General features: G+C 64.0%; 16 protein-coding genes. 6 read left to right on the top strand and 10 right to left on the bottom strand.

What is annotated here, in order from left to right:
* Positions 1–45 precede the first annotated feature (45 nt).
* The gene (locus DSC91_RS23270) at positions 46–372 is read left to right on the top strand and encodes a hypothetical protein (RefSeq protein ID WP_115781068.1); all 327 of its coding nucleotides are present in this window, start codon (positions 46–48) and stop codon (positions 370–372) included.
* Between the two features lie 30 nt (positions 373–402).
* Positions 403–1,017: a histone H1-like repetitive region-containing protein gene (locus DSC91_RS23265; RefSeq protein ID WP_115781067.1), complete on the top strand. Its 615-nt coding sequence runs from the start codon at positions 403–405 to the stop codon at positions 1,015–1,017.
* 341 nt (positions 1,018–1,358) lie between these two features.
* Here the strand turns inward: DSC91_RS23265 and DSC91_RS23260 are convergent, their stop codons facing one another.
* From DSC91_RS23260 to DSC91_RS23215, 10 genes are all read right to left on the bottom strand, one after another.
* Entirely contained in the window at positions 1,359–1,835 is a 477-nt protein-coding gene (locus DSC91_RS23260) for an outer membrane lipoprotein (protein ID WP_115781066.1), read from the bottom strand.
* A 25-nt stretch (positions 1,836–1,860) separates the two neighbouring features.
* Positions 1,861–2,799, bottom strand: a complete 939-nt coding sequence (locus DSC91_RS23255; RefSeq protein WP_115781065.1) for a carbohydrate kinase family protein — start codon at positions 2,797–2,799, stop codon at positions 1,861–1,863.
* Positions 2,800–2,895: 96 nt separating this feature from the next.
* The gene (tpx, locus tag DSC91_RS23250; protein WP_074285841.1) at positions 2,896–3,396 is read right to left on the bottom strand and encodes a thiol peroxidase; all 501 of its coding nucleotides are present in this window, start codon (positions 3,394–3,396) and stop codon (positions 2,896–2,898) included.
* Between the two features lie 73 nt (positions 3,397–3,469).
* On the bottom strand, positions 3,470–4,798 hold the full coding sequence (locus tag DSC91_RS23245) for a zinc-ribbon and DUF3426 domain-containing protein (protein WP_115781064.1): 1,329 nt from the start codon (positions 4,796–4,798) through the stop codon (positions 3,470–3,472).
* Positions 4,799–4,846: 48 nt separating this feature from the next.
* The gene (prmA, locus tag DSC91_RS23240) at positions 4,847–5,749 is read right to left on the bottom strand and encodes a 50S ribosomal protein L11 methyltransferase (protein WP_115781063.1); all 903 of its coding nucleotides are present in this window, start codon (positions 5,747–5,749) and stop codon (positions 4,847–4,849) included.
* A gap of 3 nt (positions 5,750–5,752) precedes the next feature.
* Complete coding sequence (gene accC, locus DSC91_RS23235; protein WP_115781062.1) at positions 5,753–7,120, bottom strand: acetyl-CoA carboxylase biotin carboxylase subunit; 1,368 nt, start codon at positions 7,118–7,120, stop codon at positions 5,753–5,755.
* A gap of 126 nt (positions 7,121–7,246) precedes the next feature.
* Positions 7,247–7,720: an acetyl-CoA carboxylase biotin carboxyl carrier protein gene (gene accB / locus DSC91_RS23230; protein ID WP_115781061.1), complete on the bottom strand. Its 474-nt coding sequence runs from the start codon at positions 7,718–7,720 to the stop codon at positions 7,247–7,249.
* A 76-nt stretch (positions 7,721–7,796) separates the two neighbouring features.
* A complete protein-coding gene (aroQ, locus tag DSC91_RS23225) occupies positions 7,797–8,252 on the bottom strand; it encodes a type II 3-dehydroquinate dehydratase (RefSeq protein ID WP_006051861.1) in 456 nt (151 codons plus the stop codon).
* Positions 8,253–8,446: 194 nt separating this feature from the next.
* Positions 8,447–8,995: a TlpA family protein disulfide reductase gene (locus tag DSC91_RS23220; protein WP_115781060.1), complete on the bottom strand. Its 549-nt coding sequence runs from the start codon at positions 8,993–8,995 to the stop codon at positions 8,447–8,449.
* 11 nt (positions 8,996–9,006) lie between these two features.
* A complete protein-coding gene (locus DSC91_RS23215; RefSeq protein WP_115781059.1) occupies positions 9,007–9,660 on the bottom strand; it encodes a UDP-N-acetylmuramate--alanine ligase in 654 nt (217 codons plus the stop codon).
* Between the two features lie 214 nt (positions 9,661–9,874).
* Here DSC91_RS23215 and mpl point away from each other — a divergent pair, with 214 nt between their 5' ends.
* From mpl to aroE, 4 genes are all read left to right on the top strand, one after another.
* Complete coding sequence (mpl, locus tag DSC91_RS23210; protein WP_115781058.1) at positions 9,875–11,281, top strand: UDP-N-acetylmuramate:L-alanyl-gamma-D-glutamyl-meso-diaminopimelate ligase; 1,407 nt, start codon at positions 9,875–9,877, stop codon at positions 11,279–11,281.
* Positions 11,278–11,880 (top strand): YqiA/YcfP family alpha/beta fold hydrolase, encoded by a 603-nt coding sequence (locus DSC91_RS23205; RefSeq protein WP_115781057.1) that lies wholly within the window; start codon positions 11,278–11,280, stop codon positions 11,878–11,880. The genes mpl and DSC91_RS23205 overlap by 4 nt, the downstream gene beginning before the upstream one ends.
* A 177-nt stretch (positions 11,881–12,057) precedes the next feature.
* Positions 12,058–14,166 carry a ribonuclease catalytic domain-containing protein gene (locus tag DSC91_RS23200; RefSeq protein WP_115781056.1) on the top strand — a complete coding sequence of 703 codons (2,109 nt, stop codon included), beginning with the start codon at positions 12,058–12,060 and terminating at the stop codon, positions 14,164–14,166.
* Positions 14,163–15,026: a shikimate dehydrogenase gene (gene aroE, locus DSC91_RS23195; protein WP_115781055.1), complete on the top strand. Its 864-nt coding sequence runs from the start codon at positions 14,163–14,165 to the stop codon at positions 15,024–15,026. The genes DSC91_RS23200 and aroE overlap by 4 nt, the downstream gene beginning before the upstream one ends.
* Positions 15,027–15,036: the final 10 nt, after the last annotated feature.

Below are 15,036 nucleotides of genomic sequence, written 5' to 3'. Positions count from 1 at the left end.
GGCAGGCTTCGGCCGCGGCAATTTAGTTAGGAGCAGAACCGCCTGATGCAAATTGTGCCCGGTGCGTCGCGTGCCTTCGCGGCCCACAAACATGGCTGGCACTTTGCGAACCCTTCAGTGGGATGGGCAAACTTCCCCCCGGAAAAAGCCGCTGGCGTCGCCGCCAGCGGCCCGATCAAGCAATTGCCGGCGCTGAGATCCAGCGCCGACCAGATCTGGCGCGCGGTGCCCAAGGGCACGGCGCGCCTTACCGCATTCATTAGCGTAAGCGCGCAGCACCTGCGTACGCCGATGAATAGCCCGCTTCGTAGCGCGCGCCCTGAGAAGCGTCCGCGGGAAGCGGGTTTTGACGAAGGGTGTAGTTTGAACTGACTCTCATCTGAAAACCTGAAGGAGAAAATGATGGCAACGATCAAGAAAGCCGCAGCTAAGAAACCCGCAGCAAAGAAAGCTGCTCCGGCAAAGAAGGCCGCTCCGGCGAAAAAAGTCGCTGCAAAGAAAGTCGCAGTGAAGAAGGTTGCAGCGAAGAAGGCGGCACCGGCTAAGAAGGTTGCAGCGAAGAAAGCTGCGCCGGCCAAGAAGGTTGCAGCCAAGAAAGTCGCCGTGAAGAAGGTTGCAGCGAAGAAGGCACCGGCAAAGAAGGCAGCGCCGGCTAAGAAGGCCGCAGTGAAGAAGGTTGCAGCAAAGAAGGCAGCACCGGCGAAGAAGGCCGCAGCAAAGAAGGCGCCGGCTAAGAAGGCTGCTGCCAAGAAGGCTGCGCCTGCGAAAAAGGCTGCTGCCAAGAAAGCTGCGCCTGCGAAAAAGGCTGCCGCTAAAAAGGCTGCGCCTGCCAAGAAGGCTGCCGCGAAGAAGGCTGCTGCTCCTGCCAAGAAGGCTGCCCCTGCGAAGAAGGCTGTCGCCAAGAAGGCGGCTCCTGCACCCGCTGCGACTTCTGTCTCGAGCGCACCGGCGGCGACGGTGAAGACCGCGCTGAACCCGGCAGCGGCATGGCCGTTCCCGACGGGCAGCCGTCCGTAATTGGCCGTCGAGTGGCCGATGAGTGGCCAATGAGCGGTAGAAGTACTTCGACACGCTGTATCCTGTGTCGATGATCGAGTAGCGCTTGTAGCAGCAAGACCGAGCGCTACTCGGTCAGGGTCCCGTTGCCGGGTTTCTGGCGACGGGATTTTTTTTATCTGGCGAAGGCGCCGGCTACAAGGAACGCGTCAAATCTGCGGGCGAAAAAAACGCATGCACCGCGACCACATTGCATGGGACCGGAGTAAGCGCTAAAGCGCTAACTCCGGTCGACGGGGGCGGACATGCGTTTGAGGTCGTCGCGGCGGCGCGTGAAGCGCGACCGCACGAGAGGGGAAACTTTAGTGCGTGACGCGTGTGACGCCGCCGCTGGAGAGCAGTCGCACGCGCTCGCCGGCGCGGAAGATTTCGCCGGTGGCGCTTTGCGTGATGGCGCGCATGTCGCCGTTATCGAGTCGCACGGTGATCTCGAGACCGTCGTGCACCGCGACGCCGTTCTCGACCGCATTGCCCGCCACCGCGCCGGCCAGGCCGCCGATGATGCCCGTCACGATCGAGCCGCGTCCGCCGCCGATCGCGCTGCCGGCCACCGCGCCCAATGCGCCGCCGCCGATCGCGCCCAGGCCGCTCGGCTGGCCGTTGTTCGAACTGATCTTCACGGCCCGAACGCTGTCGACCGTGCCCATGCGGACCGTCTCTTCACGCTGTGCCTGCGATGCCGTGTAGACGTCTGCGGAACTGCTGTTGTACGCACACCCCGACATGGCCAGCGAACCGGCAATCAAGGCGGCCACGACCAGGCGACTCGTTATTCTCATTCCCTAACTCCAATAGCTTGCGGTATTACTGCAGGTCGTATCCGAACGCCTGCTTGAACCGTTCGTTGATCTCCGCCCGGCTGGGCGCGTAGTTTTGCGGGCCCTGGTGTTCGATCTTCAGCGCGCCCATCAGGCTCGCGAGCCGCCCGGTGGTCGCCCAGCCCAGCTTGTTCTCGATGCCGTACAGCAAGCCGCCGCGAAACGCGTCGCCACAGCCTGTAGGATCGAGCACCTGCTGCGCCTTTACCGCGGGAATCTCTTCGATACCGCCGGCGTGATGGATCTGTGCGCCTTGTTCGCCGAGCGTGATAACCAGCGCCTCGACCTTGCCGGCGATCTCTTCGATCGACCAGCCCGTTTTGTTGCTCACCAGTTTGGCTTCGTAATCGTTGACAGCTACATAAGTAGCAAGTTCAATCATGCGGCGTAGCGATTCGCCGTCAAACAGCGGCAAACCTTGACCCGGATCGAAGATAAACGGCACGCCGGCCGCTGCCAGGTGCTCGGAATGCTGGATCATGCCGTCGTAGCCGTCAGGCCCGACGATAGCGAGCGTGATGTTCTTCGCTTCGTCGGCGCGATTCAGATGAGACTGCATCATCGCGCCGGGGTGGAACGCGGTGATCTGATTGTTTTCCAGATCGGTGGTGATCATTGCTTGCGCCGAGTGGGTGTTCGGCACGAGAAGCACGCTTTCCGTCGACAGGCAGAGTTGCTTGAAGCGGTCCATGTAGGGCTGCGCGTCGACCGCGCCGAGCGTCCCCATGATGCGCGCATCGCCGCCCAGCAGATGCAGCGAATAGGCGATATTGCCCGCGCAGCCGCCGAACTCGCGGCGCATCGTCGGCACGAGAAAGCTCACGTTCAGGATGTGGACCTGCTCCGGCAGGATGTGATCCCGAAAGCGGCCTTCGAAAGTCATGATGTTGTCGTAGGCGAGCGAACCGCAAATCAGCGTAGCCAAGGCGAGCGTTCCTGTAAAAATCGATAAAGGGAATAGGCGCGACGACGTGACAGCGCCGCGCATGAAGCGCGGCGCCGGGGTTCGTGCGCGAAGGTTTTACTTCAGCGCGGCGAGTGCTGCGTCGTAGTTCGGCTCGTTCTTGATCTCGCCGACCAGTTCAGCGTGCACGACCTTGTCGTTCTCGTCGACCACCACCACGGCGCGTGCCGTCAGACCCGTCAGCGGGCCGCTCGTGACATCGACGCCGTAGGCTTGCGCGAACTCATGGCCGCGGAACGTGGACGCCGTCACGACGTTCTCGATGCCTTCGGTCGTGCAGAAGCGCGATGCGGCGAACGGCAGGTCGCCCGACACCACGATCACAGCGGTGTTGCTCAGCTTGGCCGCAGCCTCGTTGAACTTGCGGGTCGACGTGGCGCAGGTCGGCGTGTCGAGGCTCGGGACGATGTTCAGCACCTTGCGCTTGCCGGCGAAGTCGGCCAGCGATACCGGCTTCAGATCCTTGCCGACCAGCGAGAAGGCGGGGGCATTCTGGCCCACGGTCGGGAACGTGCCGGCTACTTCGATCGGGTTGCCACCCAGCGTGACTTGACTCATGTTGTCGTGCTCCGAAAATTCGTCAGTGATGACGGTGAATACGCCCGGTCGGTACCGGGCGCGCGAGGATGCGTTACGGATAAAAAATCTGTACGCGGAAATTGGACGCGACCGCATTGCCCGTGTCGAGGTGCACGATCATGGTCTGGGTCGTGTGTGCCGGCAGTCCGGCCGCGATCGGCGTGCCGGGTGCGACGTAGTCTTGCGGCCACAGCACGCGTCGCACGGCGACATTGTTCTGGTCGTCGAGCAGCGTGAGTTCGATGGCCGGGTAGGCCAGCGCAATATTGGAGCGGTTGCGCAGCGGCATCTTCAGTTCGAGCTTGTGCGGGCCGTCGATCTGCCGCAGATCGGACGGCTCGACCTGCAAGCCGTCGATGTCGTGCGGCGGCGTGATCTGACAGCCGAGCTGCGCGCAGGCTTTTGCGTAGAGCGTCTGCGAACGTGGGAAGAAGACCTGCACGGTTTCGCGCTGCCACCAGGCAAGTTGCGCGAGCAGGGCGATCGCGAAGAGCCCGGCGACCGCCGAGCCGAAGATGATCCAGCCGAGGCGGCGCGGTTCGGCCGGGCGTGTTTCGCGTACCACCGGGAAGGGATCGACGCCGTCATGTACCGGCTGGACGGAAAAGGGTTCGCCGCTTGATCCAAATGTGGCCGGACCCGGCGTCGAGCCGCCGCCCGCGCCGGCCGCCGCACCTATGCCTGCAGGGCCGCCTGGGCCGGCTCGACCTGTTCCGGCCGCACCGAAATGCGGTTCATTGTCGGGAATGCCCCGCAAGGGGGAGGGCTCGTTCAAAACCGGCTCGTCGGCATCAGCGAGGTGTCCAGAAGCGCGTTCGGTCTTGTGCCAGACTCGCGGCGCGGCCTCCGCAGACAGATCGGCCTTGCTGGCGGCAGGTTCACTCGGGACGTCCGCGGGCGCCTCGGCCGCGTGGGCCGAGTGGGCGAGAGGGTCGGGCGGCGCGCTCGCCAGACTGGGTTCGTCGTCGGGAGGAATCGGTGTGGTGAAGGCGCTCGCCGGCAGTTCCGGCTCGGTTGCGTGGCGCGGCGTGACAGCGATGCCTGCGCCGGTGGAGACCGGCGTAAGCGGCAGATTGCTGGCGTTGTGAAGCAGGCGGTTGTCGATCGCGGCGTCGGGCGCCGGCGCCCACGGATCCCATGCTTCAGCGCTGAAATCGGGGTCTTTGGGGCGTACGCCGGACAACGCCTCGATCGCCGCAGCCGCGGCAACGGGCTTGGCGGACGAGAAGTCGCCGTGCTCGTCCAGTTCGAACAGGCTGCTCGATGCGTCGAATACTTCATGGCAATGCCCACAGCGCACGAGACCGCGGCGCAGCGCGAGCTGCGCCGGTTGCAGGCGGAAGACGGTTTCGCAGAAGGGGCAACGCGTCGCCAGGAGCATATTGAGCCGGTAAGCCGAAAGGCCGTTGGTTGGACAATACGCCTTATTCTAATGGCTTTCGCGGCGCGTTCCCGTCAGGCATACCCAACCTTCGTGTTCGCGCCATACGCCGATGTCGATCCATCGCGAATAGACCTGCGCCACTTCGTCCGCCTGGCGCGCCAGAATGCCTGACAACGCGATCCGGCCGCCCGGCTTGACCTTCGACGACAGCATCGAGGCCATCAGCTTGAGCGGATTGGACAGGATGTTGGCGACCACGATGTCGAACTCGCCGGTAGGGCATTCGTCAGGCAAACCATACGTGACTTCCGCCCGGTTGCGCTCGCTGTTGTGACGCGCCGATTCGACCGCTTGCGGGTCGATATCGATGCCGTAGACCGGGTTGGCGCCGCACTTCTTCGCGAGGATCGCGAGGATGCCCGAGCCGCAGCCGTAGTCGAGCACGGATTGCTCCGGCTTCACCGATTGCTCCAGCCATTCCATGCACAGGCGCGTGGTGGGATGGCTGCCGGTTCCGAATGCGAGGCCTGGGTCGAGTTCCAGCACGAGTGCGTCGGGGTCCGGTGCATCGTGCCACGAGGGCACGACCCAGATGCGCTCGCCGATCGGAATCGGATCGAATTGCGACTGCGTGAGACGCACCCAATCCTGCTCTTCGACCTCGCGCACGGTAAACGACGGTGCGGTTTCCAGTCCCAACTCATTGGCCGCCGCCATCAGCAGCACAGCCGGCTCGTGTTCCGGCGCGAGCAGGGCGATCACGCGTGAACGCTGCCACGCCGTGCGATCCGGCGTGAGACCGGGCTCGCCGAACAGCGGCTGCTCGTCGGGCGTATCGGCGTCCGCATCTTCAACCGATACGGACAGCGCGCCCAGCTCGAGCAGCGCGTCGGAGAATTCCTCCGCGTGCTCGCGTGCCAGCTCGGCGATCAGTTCCCGGTAGCTCATGACTTATGCTTCTTCCGGCGCGGCTTGCTGTTTCGCGGCCAGCCGGTTTTCGAGGTAATGAATGCTGGTACCGCCTTCGACGAACTTCGCGTCCAGCATCAATTCGCGGTGCAGCGGGATGTTGGTCGAAATGCCTTCGACGACCATTTCCGACAGCGCGATGCGCATCCGCTTGATCGCCTGTTCGCGCGTCGCGCCGTAAGCGATCAGCTTGCCGATCATCGAATCATAGTTCGGCGGCACGAAATAGCCATTGTAGGCGTGCGAATCGACGCGGATGCCGGGGCCGCCCGGCATATGCCACGACGTCAAACGTCCCGGCGACGGCGTGAACTTGAACGGATCTTCCGCGTTGATCCGGCATTCGATTGCATGGCCCTTGAACACGATGTCGCGCTGACGGAAGGCGAGTTTCTCGCCGGCCGCGATGCGGATCTGTTCCTGAACGATGTCGACGCCCGTGATCAGCTCGGTCACCGGATGCTCGACCTGCACGCGCGTGTTCATTTCGATGAAGTAGAACTCGCCGTTTTCGTACAGGAACTCGAACGTACCCGCGCCAAGATAGCCCATCTTCTTGCAGGCGTCCGCGCAGCGATCGCCGATGCGGTCGATCAGGCGGCGCGCAATGCCCGGCGCCGGCGCTTCTTCGATCACCTTCTGGTGGCGGCGCTGCATCGAGCAATCGCGCTCGCCCAGCCAGACCGCGTTCTTGAACGAATCCGACAACACCTGAATTTCGATGTGCCGCGGGTTCTCCAGGAATTTCTCCATGTAGACCTGCGGGTTGCCGAACGCCCGGCCGGCTTCTTCGCGCGTCATATTGACCGCGTTGACCAGCGCCGCTTCCGTGTGGACCACGCGCATGCCCCGGCCACCGCCGCCGCCGGCGGCTTTGATGATCACCGGATAGCCGACCTGGCGGGCAATTTTCACGATCTCTTTCGGATCTTCCGGCAACGCGCCTTCCGAACCCGGGACGCAGGGCACGCCCGTCTTGATCATGGTTTGCTTGGCGGTCACCTTGTCGCCCATCATCCGGATGGTTTCCGGGCGCGGGCCGATAAAGGTGAAGCCGGACTGCTCGACGCGTTCGGCGAAATCGGCGTTTTCCGACAGGAAGCCGTAGCCGGGGTGAATCGCTTCGGCGTCCGTCACTTCTGCCGCGCTAATCAGCGCCGGCATGTTCAGGTAGCTCAGATTCGAAGGCGCCGGGCCGATACAGACCGCCTCGTCGGCGAGCTTCACGTACTTGGCTTCCTTGTCGGCTTCCGAATAGACGACGACCGTCTTGACGCCGAGTTCGCGGCAGGCGCGCTGGATACGAAGCGCGATCTCGCCACGATTGGCAATGAGAATTTTTTCAAACATAGCGGGTTTTCGACTCATCAATGGGCGCCCGGTCGATCACAACGCGGGCTGCCTCAGAGGATCGGTCGCGCGCCCCGGACAGCGGGCGCGCGGGCGGCAGGCGCAAAAAGCGCAAAGCGTGCCGCGTTAGCCGACCACGAACAACGGTTGGCCGTACTCGACCGCCTGGCCGTTTTCGACGAGGATTTCCGTCACCACGCCGGACTTGTCCGACTCGATTTCGTTGAGCAGCTTCATCGCTTCGATGATGCAGATCGTCTGGCCTTCCTTGACCGTGTCGCCTACCTGCACGAACGGATCGGCGCCCGGCGACGGCGCACGGTAGAAGGTGCCGACCATCGGCGAGGTCACCACGTGGCCTTGCGGCGCGGCGGCGGCCGGTGCAGCCGGAGCGCCTGCAATGGCGGCGGCGGGGGCTTCACCGCTCGCCATCGGTGCCGGCTGCGCGTATTGCGGCGCGTACGAAGCGGACGGTTGCACGTAAACCGGCGGCGCATTCTTGACGATGCGGACCTTGCCTTCGCCCTCGGTCACTTCGAGTTCGGAAATACCGGACTCCGAGACGAGGTCGATCAGAGTTTTCAGTTTACGTAGATCCATCAGGAAGCCCCTTTCAATGCGTAAAGTGCCGGCGCGTGCAATCGCAGTACCCGGCTTAAATTGGATGTGTTTGGAATCAGCCGCGCGACGAACCGGCGGCCAGCCGGTCGAGCGCGAATTCGAGCGCGTACAGATATCCCTTCCAGCCGAGGCCGCAAATCACGCCTTCAGCCTGGTCGGAGAAATACGAGTGATGCCGGAACGGTTCGCGGCGATGTACGTTCGACAGATGAATCTCGACGAACGGGATGCCGACCCCCGCCAGTGCGTCCCGAATGGCCACGCTGGTGTGCGTGTACGCGGCGGGATTGATCAGTATGAAATCGGTTTTTTCAGTCCGGGCGGATTGGATGCGATCGACGAGCGCGCCTTCATGATTGCTCTGGAACGACGCGAGTTCGACGCCTGCGTCCGCTGCGCGGTCCGCGAGTGCCTGATCGATCTGCGGCAGCGTTACTCGGCCATAAACCTCCGGTTCCCGGGTGCCGAGAAGGTTGAGGTTGGGGCCGTGCAGTACCAGCAGTCGCGTCATGGTCGCTTCTTTTTCCGTGGAATTGGGCGCACTTTAGCGCTGATTAGAGAAACTTGTCTAGTTTCATGCGCGATGGAAACGATCCCGGCGACCTTTCGCCACCTCTCCGGGCGCCCATCTTCTCTCAAATTTGAGCGATTGGCGCGTAATTTCACGCCTTTTGCCCCTATTCGATCGTCAAAAGAATGTGAAATTTAGAGCGCGTCGAGCGTCTGTTTCAGCGCTTGCGGGTCGATTTGCCCTAATTTTGTCGAGCGAATATTGCCCTTCGCGTCGATGACGACGGTAAAGGGCAGGCCGCCGGCAGTGTTCCCAAACGCGCGCGCGAGGTCGGCGCCACCGAATCCGGTCACGTAGACCGGGTAGGCTACTTTCACTTTCTGCAGGAACGCCTGGACGTTTTTATCGGAATCGACGCCAAGTCCTACGAACTGGATCCCTTTCTTTGCATATTCGCGCTGAAGTTGCGAAAGAGCGGGCATTTCTTCGACGCACGGCCCACACCACGACGCCCAGAAGTTGACGACGATTGGGTGGCCTTTAAGCAAACTTAGCGATTGCGGCTTGCCGTCGACATTCGTGACGGGCGCGGTCCAAAGTTGCTCGACCGCGCTTTGCGTGGAACCCGGCTGCGCCGCGTGCGCGACTTCCGGGCCGCCGTTCAGCCAATGATTGGCCAGCACACCGCCACCCGCGGCGGCGATCGCGACAAGCGAGCCTGCCAGAATCCGTCTCGTATTCATCCCAGGTCTGTCTAATTAGTTGAAGAGGTGACGTCGCTGCTGTCGAGCAGCGCCTGAACCGCCTGCTGATTCGCCCGGGCCGTGCGGCCACGCGCGTCGGCTCGAACCGCGCCGCGCAAGTCGTCCGTTTCGTACAGGGCGACGTGGATGCCGGCCGGCTCCGCATCGCGCCCTTCGTCTGTTGGGTGCCACAGGAAGCTCAGCGTCTCGACGTAGCCGCGGCCGGCAAAATGCCGCGTCTCCGAAACGTCATACTGAATGTTGGCGTTCAAAAAGTAGATCGCCACTTCTTTCGGGTTGTCGCAGAACACCTGAAGGTGGATATCCGAGTGTTCGCCGGCAGTGCCGCCGAGCACCGCGCCGGTCAGATAGGGATTGAACGGCGCGAGCCGCTCCATCCAGTCGAGCGCGATGCAGCGCAGCCGCCGCAACAGCGCCGGCTGACTGTCGCCCTGGAAAAGCGACTGGTATTCACGGATTTCTTCTTCGATCTGATCGTTATCCGGCAGCCATTCGCCGGCAACACGGCTCTCGCCGACTACCTGCCGTGCCGCTTTGCGCTTGGCCGTTGCGTAGTCCAGACCGTCTTCAGCGATCATCCGGGCAGCTGCAATGGCGATTTCCTCGCGCACGCGCTGCGGATCGAAATGTGATTTGCGAACCATCTCTCAATCATACTAGAGATTGATGACAGCCCTTTCTGGGCGGTTCACGCCGGGCATTTCGCGGGGGCGGGGCGGGCAGCCATCCTGGCGGCCCCGTTCGTAGGGCGATTCAGAGGCGTCGGTTACAATAGCGTCCTTTGCGGACAGTCGTTTCGACCGCTCTTCTGCACTCCCATCCCACGCAAAAAATACGCCCGCGCGGCACGACAGGCTTATGCACATTCACATCCTCGGTATCTGCGGCACGTTCATGGGCGGACTCGCGGTCCTCGCGCGCGGCGCGGGTCATACCGTGACGGGCTGCGACGCCGGCGTCTATCCGCCCATGAGCACGCAGCTCGAGGCACAGGGCATTCGTTTGATCGAAGGTTATGACGCTGAGCAGCTGAACGGCCTCAACGCCGACCTGTTCGTGATCGGCAATGTGGTCTCGCGCGGCAACCCGCTGATGGAAGCGATCCTCGATCGCGGCCTGCCTTACGTCTCCGGTCCGCAGTGGCTGGGCGAGCACGTGCTGAACGGCAAGTGGGTGCTGGCCGTGGCGGGCACCCACGGCAAGACCACCACCAGCTCGATGCTGACCTGGCTGCTCGACGATGCGGGTCTCAATCCCGGGTTCCTGATCGGCGGCGTGCCGCTGAATTTCGGCGTGTCGGCGCGGCTGACCGATTCGAGCTTCTTCGTGATCGAAGCGGACGAGTACGACACGGCCTTCTTCGACAAGCGTTCCAAATTCGTTCATTACCGGCCGAAAACCGCGATCCTGAACAACCTCGAGTTCGATCACGCCGACATTTTCCCGGATCTGGCGGCGATCGAAACGCAGTTCCATCACCTGATCCGCACGGTGCCGGGCATCGGCCGCATCGTCACGAACGGTCGTGAAGACGCGCTGGAGCGCGTGCTGACGCGTGGTTGCTGGAGCGAAGTGGAGCGTTTCGGCGTGCAGGGCGGCTGGGAAACCTTGCCGGCGGAAGGCGGCGTGCCGGTCGACGAGCGCTTCGCGGTGTATCACAACAGCGAGCGCGTCGGCGTGGTCGATTGGCAGGTGCAGGGCGAGCACAACCGCATGAACGCGCTTGCCGCGATTGCCGCCGCGCGCCATGTCGGCGTGCCGCCGGCGCAAGCCGCGAAGTCGCTGGCGAGCTTCCGGAACGTGAAGCGCCGCATGGAGGTGCGCGGCAGCGTCGACGGCGTGACGGTCTACGACGATTTCGCCCATCACCCCACGGCAATCGACACCACGGTGGCCGGACTGCGCGCACGCGTCGGCCGCGAAAACACCCGAATCCTGGCCGTGCTGGAGCCGCGCTCGAACACCATGAAGCTCGGCGTGATGAAAGCGCAACTGCCGGCGAGTCTGGCCGACGCCGACCTGGTGTTCGGCTACGGCGCGCCGGCCGGCCGCGACGCACTCGGCTGGGATCTCGGCGAAGCACTCGCGCCGCTCGGCGGCAAAGCGCAGGCTTTCGACAATCTCGACGCGCTGGTCAAAGCGGTAGTCCACGCAGCGCGCCCCGGCGACCAGGTTCTGGTGATGAGCAACGGCGGCTTCGGCGGTGTCCATCAGAGGCTGCTTGACGCATTGTCCACGGCACTTTCCGCGCGAGGCACTTCGTGATCCTCTATCTGCACGGTTTTCGCTCGTCGCCCAATTCGTTCAAGGCGCGTGTGCTGGCGGCGCGTCTCGTCGAACTTGGCCGCGGCGACGAATGGTGCTGCCCGATGCTGCCGGTCTCGCCATTCGAGACCGTGGCGCTCGCCGAGTCGCTGGTGGCGGCCGCGAAACCGAAAGACGTCACGGTGATCGGCAGCTCGCTCGGTGGCTACTTCGCCACGCATCTTGCCGAGAAGCACGGCTGGCCGGCGGTGCTGCTGAATCCCGCGGTCGTGCCGCAACGCGATCTGAGCGCCTATCTTGGCGAGCAGCCGTTGTGGCACGGCGGGGGCAGTATCACCGTCGAGCCGCATCATCTGGACGAGTTGCGTGCGCTTGGCGTCGCGTCGATCACGCGGCCCGAACGCTATTATTTGATGGCTGCCACCGGCGACGAAGTGCTCGACTACCGCGAAATGCTTGCGCACTATCCGGGCGCGCGCACTACGCTGATCGAGGGAAGCGACCACGCGATCAGCGAATTCGCGCAATACGTCGACGATGTGCTGGCCTTTTGCGATGCCCAGGAAGTCGAGCCGCCGGCGCCGCGCGAAGCGGCCTGACCGTACCGACGATTCCGCAGCGAGGCCGTTGCGGATTACCAGAATCATGCCGCCGGCGCGTGCGTATCGCGCCGCGGATCCACTACCACGAACACGTTGCCGTGCCGCGCACGCAGCGACCGATCGCTGAACCCAATCGGGCGCGCCGGCAGATGCAAGACAGAACGAGAGTATTGAGTGAACGTTTTCTTTGAGGAATCGGGCAGTTTCAAGGCGGGCAGCGTGCTGTCGCGCCAGGGCGATGCTTTCCAGGTCGAGCTGCCGGGCGGCCGGCGCGCCAAGGTGCGCGCGAAAGACGTGCTGATCGAATTCGAAAAACCGACTGCCGGCGAGTTGATGCAACAGGCTGACGCCGCCGCGCAGGACATCGATCTGGACTTCCTGTGGGAATGCGCGCCCGATGACGAATTTCCGTTTGCCACGCTAGGCGCCGAGTATTTCGGCGAAGGCTTCGGCGCCATCGAGCGCGCGGCCTTGGTGCTGCGCATGCACGGCGCGCCGGTGTACTTCCGTCGCAAGGGGCGCGGCATGTATCAGCGCGCCCCGCAGGAGCAGCTCAAGATGGCGCTCGCCGGGCTGGAGCGCAAGCGTCAGCAGGCGCTGGTGCAAGCCGGCTACGAAGACGAACTGAAGGCCGGCCGTCTGCCGGAAGGCTTCAGCGGCAGCAAGGCGCTGGCTTTGCTCACCCGGCCCGACAAGAACACGATCGAGTACAAGGCGCTCGAAGGCGCGGCAGCGGCGCGCGGCATCTCGCAAGCGCGGCTGATGCTCGAATGCGGCGGTATTCCGTCGGCTCGCGCGCTGCACGAGGCGAAATTCCTCTCCGAGTTTTTCCCGCACGGCATCGGTTTTCCGCCGGTCACGGCGGGCGCGTTGCCGGACGATCTGCCGCAAGCCGATGTGCAGGCGTTCTCGATCGACGACATCACCACCACTGAAATCGACGACGCGTTCTCCGTCGAGCATCTGGCCGACGGCCGTGTGCGGATTGGCGTGCACATCGCCGCGCCGGCGCTCGGCATCGCGCGCGGCGACGAGGTCGATGCGATCGCGCGCACGCGTCTGTCGACTGTCTATATGCCGGGCGACAAGATCACGATGCTGCCCGATAGCGTCGTCGAAGCATTCACGCTGGCTGAAGGCGGCTTGCGTCCGGCTCTGTCGCTGTACGTGATCATCAATCGCGAGACGCAGGAAATCGTGGCGAGCGAAACGCGCGCCGAGCGCGTGTTCGTGAAGAACAATCTGCGCCACAACACGCTTGACGAATTGGTCACCGAAGAAGCGCTCGCGGCCGGTACCGGCGATTATCCGCACAAGGAAGACATCGCCGTGCTGTGGCCGTTCGCGCAGGCGCTGTTCGAAAAGCGTCAGACCGCGCGCGCCGGTTACGGCCTGCGCCGCGAAGTGCAGCGCAACACCGACTTCAACTTCTACGTGGAAGGCGAGCACATCACGATCACGCCGCGCCGGCGCGGGTCGCCGCTCGACACGATCGTCGCGGAGCTCGCGATTCTCGCCAACTCGTCGTGGGGCGCGTTCCTGCACGACCATGGCGTGCCGGGCATCTACCGCACGCAACGCGCGTTCGGCGCGCCGAGCGGCCCGAAGCGCACCCGCATGCAGACCAATGCCGCACCGCACGAAGGCCTGGGCGTCACGCAATACGCGTGGAGCACGTCGCCGCTGCGCCGCTACGTCGACCTCGTCAACCAGTGGCAGTTGCTCGCCTGCGTGCAGCATGGCGTCACCGCGAAACTGGCCGCGCCGTTCAAGCCGAAGGACGCCGATCTGTTCGCCGTCGTGCAAGGTTTCGACGACACCTACAGCGCCTACGCCGATCACCAGCGTCGCATGGAGTACTTCTGGTGCCTGCGGTGGTTGAAGCAGGAGAACCGGAAGCAGGTGGTGGCGTCGGTCGTGAAGGGCGATCTCGTGCGTCTGGAAGAGATTCCGCTGCTGCTGCACGTGCCGGGTCTCGGTGTGCACGCACGGGGTACGCGCTTGCAGATGGAAGTGATGTCGATCGACGAACTGACCGTCGAAGCGTCCGTGCGCTTGCTGCACGTGCTCGACGCGCCCACCGTGGCGGGCGGCGCCGAAGCTGAGGAAGCCGAAGAGGGCGAAGAGGAAATCATCGACGCGGCGGACGAAAGCGCCGAAGGCGAAGCCGAGGCCCAGGCGGAAGCCGACCTCGACGGCGGCGCGGCTGAACAGGGCGACGCCGAAAATGGCGCCGGCGATGCGGCAGCCGATCAGCAGCATGTCGCGGAGCCAGGACGATGAGCGCCCATGATTCACGTGACCGCTACGCGGTCATCGGCAACCCGGTCGGCCATAGCAAATCGCCGTTCATTCATGGCCGCTTTGCCGCGCAGACCGGCGAGCCGATCGAGTACGGCCACCTGCTCGCGCCGGTAGATGCATTCGTACCGCACGTGCGCGCCTTTATCGAAGCGGGCGGCTGCGGGATGAACGTCACCGTGCCGTTCAAGCTCGACGCGCATGCGTTCGCCGACACCCTGTCGCCGCGTGCGGCGGCAGCGGGCGCGGTGAATACACTGCGGTTCGACGCGAACGGGGTCTACGGCGACAACACGGACGGCTTCGGTCTCGTGCGCGACATCGAAGTGAATCTCGGCGTGCCGTTGAAGGACGCACGGATTTTGCTGCTCGGCGCGGGCGGCGCCGCCCGTGGCGTCGTGCTGCCGATGCTGGACCGCGGGCCGCACGCGCTGACGATCGTCAACCGTACGGCGGCAAAGGCTGAAGCGCTTGTCGGCCAGTTCGCGCAAGCCGCACGCGATGCCGCATGCCGTCTGACAGGCGGCAGCGCGCGAGCGATCGAGGCGGGCGAGTACGACGTGATCGTCAACGCGACGGCGGGCAGTCTGGATGCGTCGTTGCCGGAGTGCGACGACCGCGCGTTCGGCAGCGGCACGCTTGCCTACGACATGATGTACGGCGCGCATCCGACGGTGTTCATGGAACACGCGCGGAAGCTGGGTGCGCGCGGTGCCGACGGACTCGGCATGCTGGTCGAGCAGGCGGCCGAATCGTTTTATGTCTGGCGGGGCGTACGGCCCGACGGCGCGCCGGTGCTGGCCGAATTGCGGGCGTTGCTGACGACGCCGTCGCACGCCTAGGCCGCTCGCT

Origin of the sequence: Paraburkholderia caffeinilytica, from assembly GCF_003368325.1 — a bacterium.
GTDB classification, from domain to species: Bacteria; Pseudomonadota; Gammaproteobacteria; order Burkholderiales; family Burkholderiaceae; genus Paraburkholderia; species Paraburkholderia caffeinilytica.
Note: the sequence above shows the minus strand (reverse complement) of the source record. Positions and strands in the feature narration are given on the sequence as shown.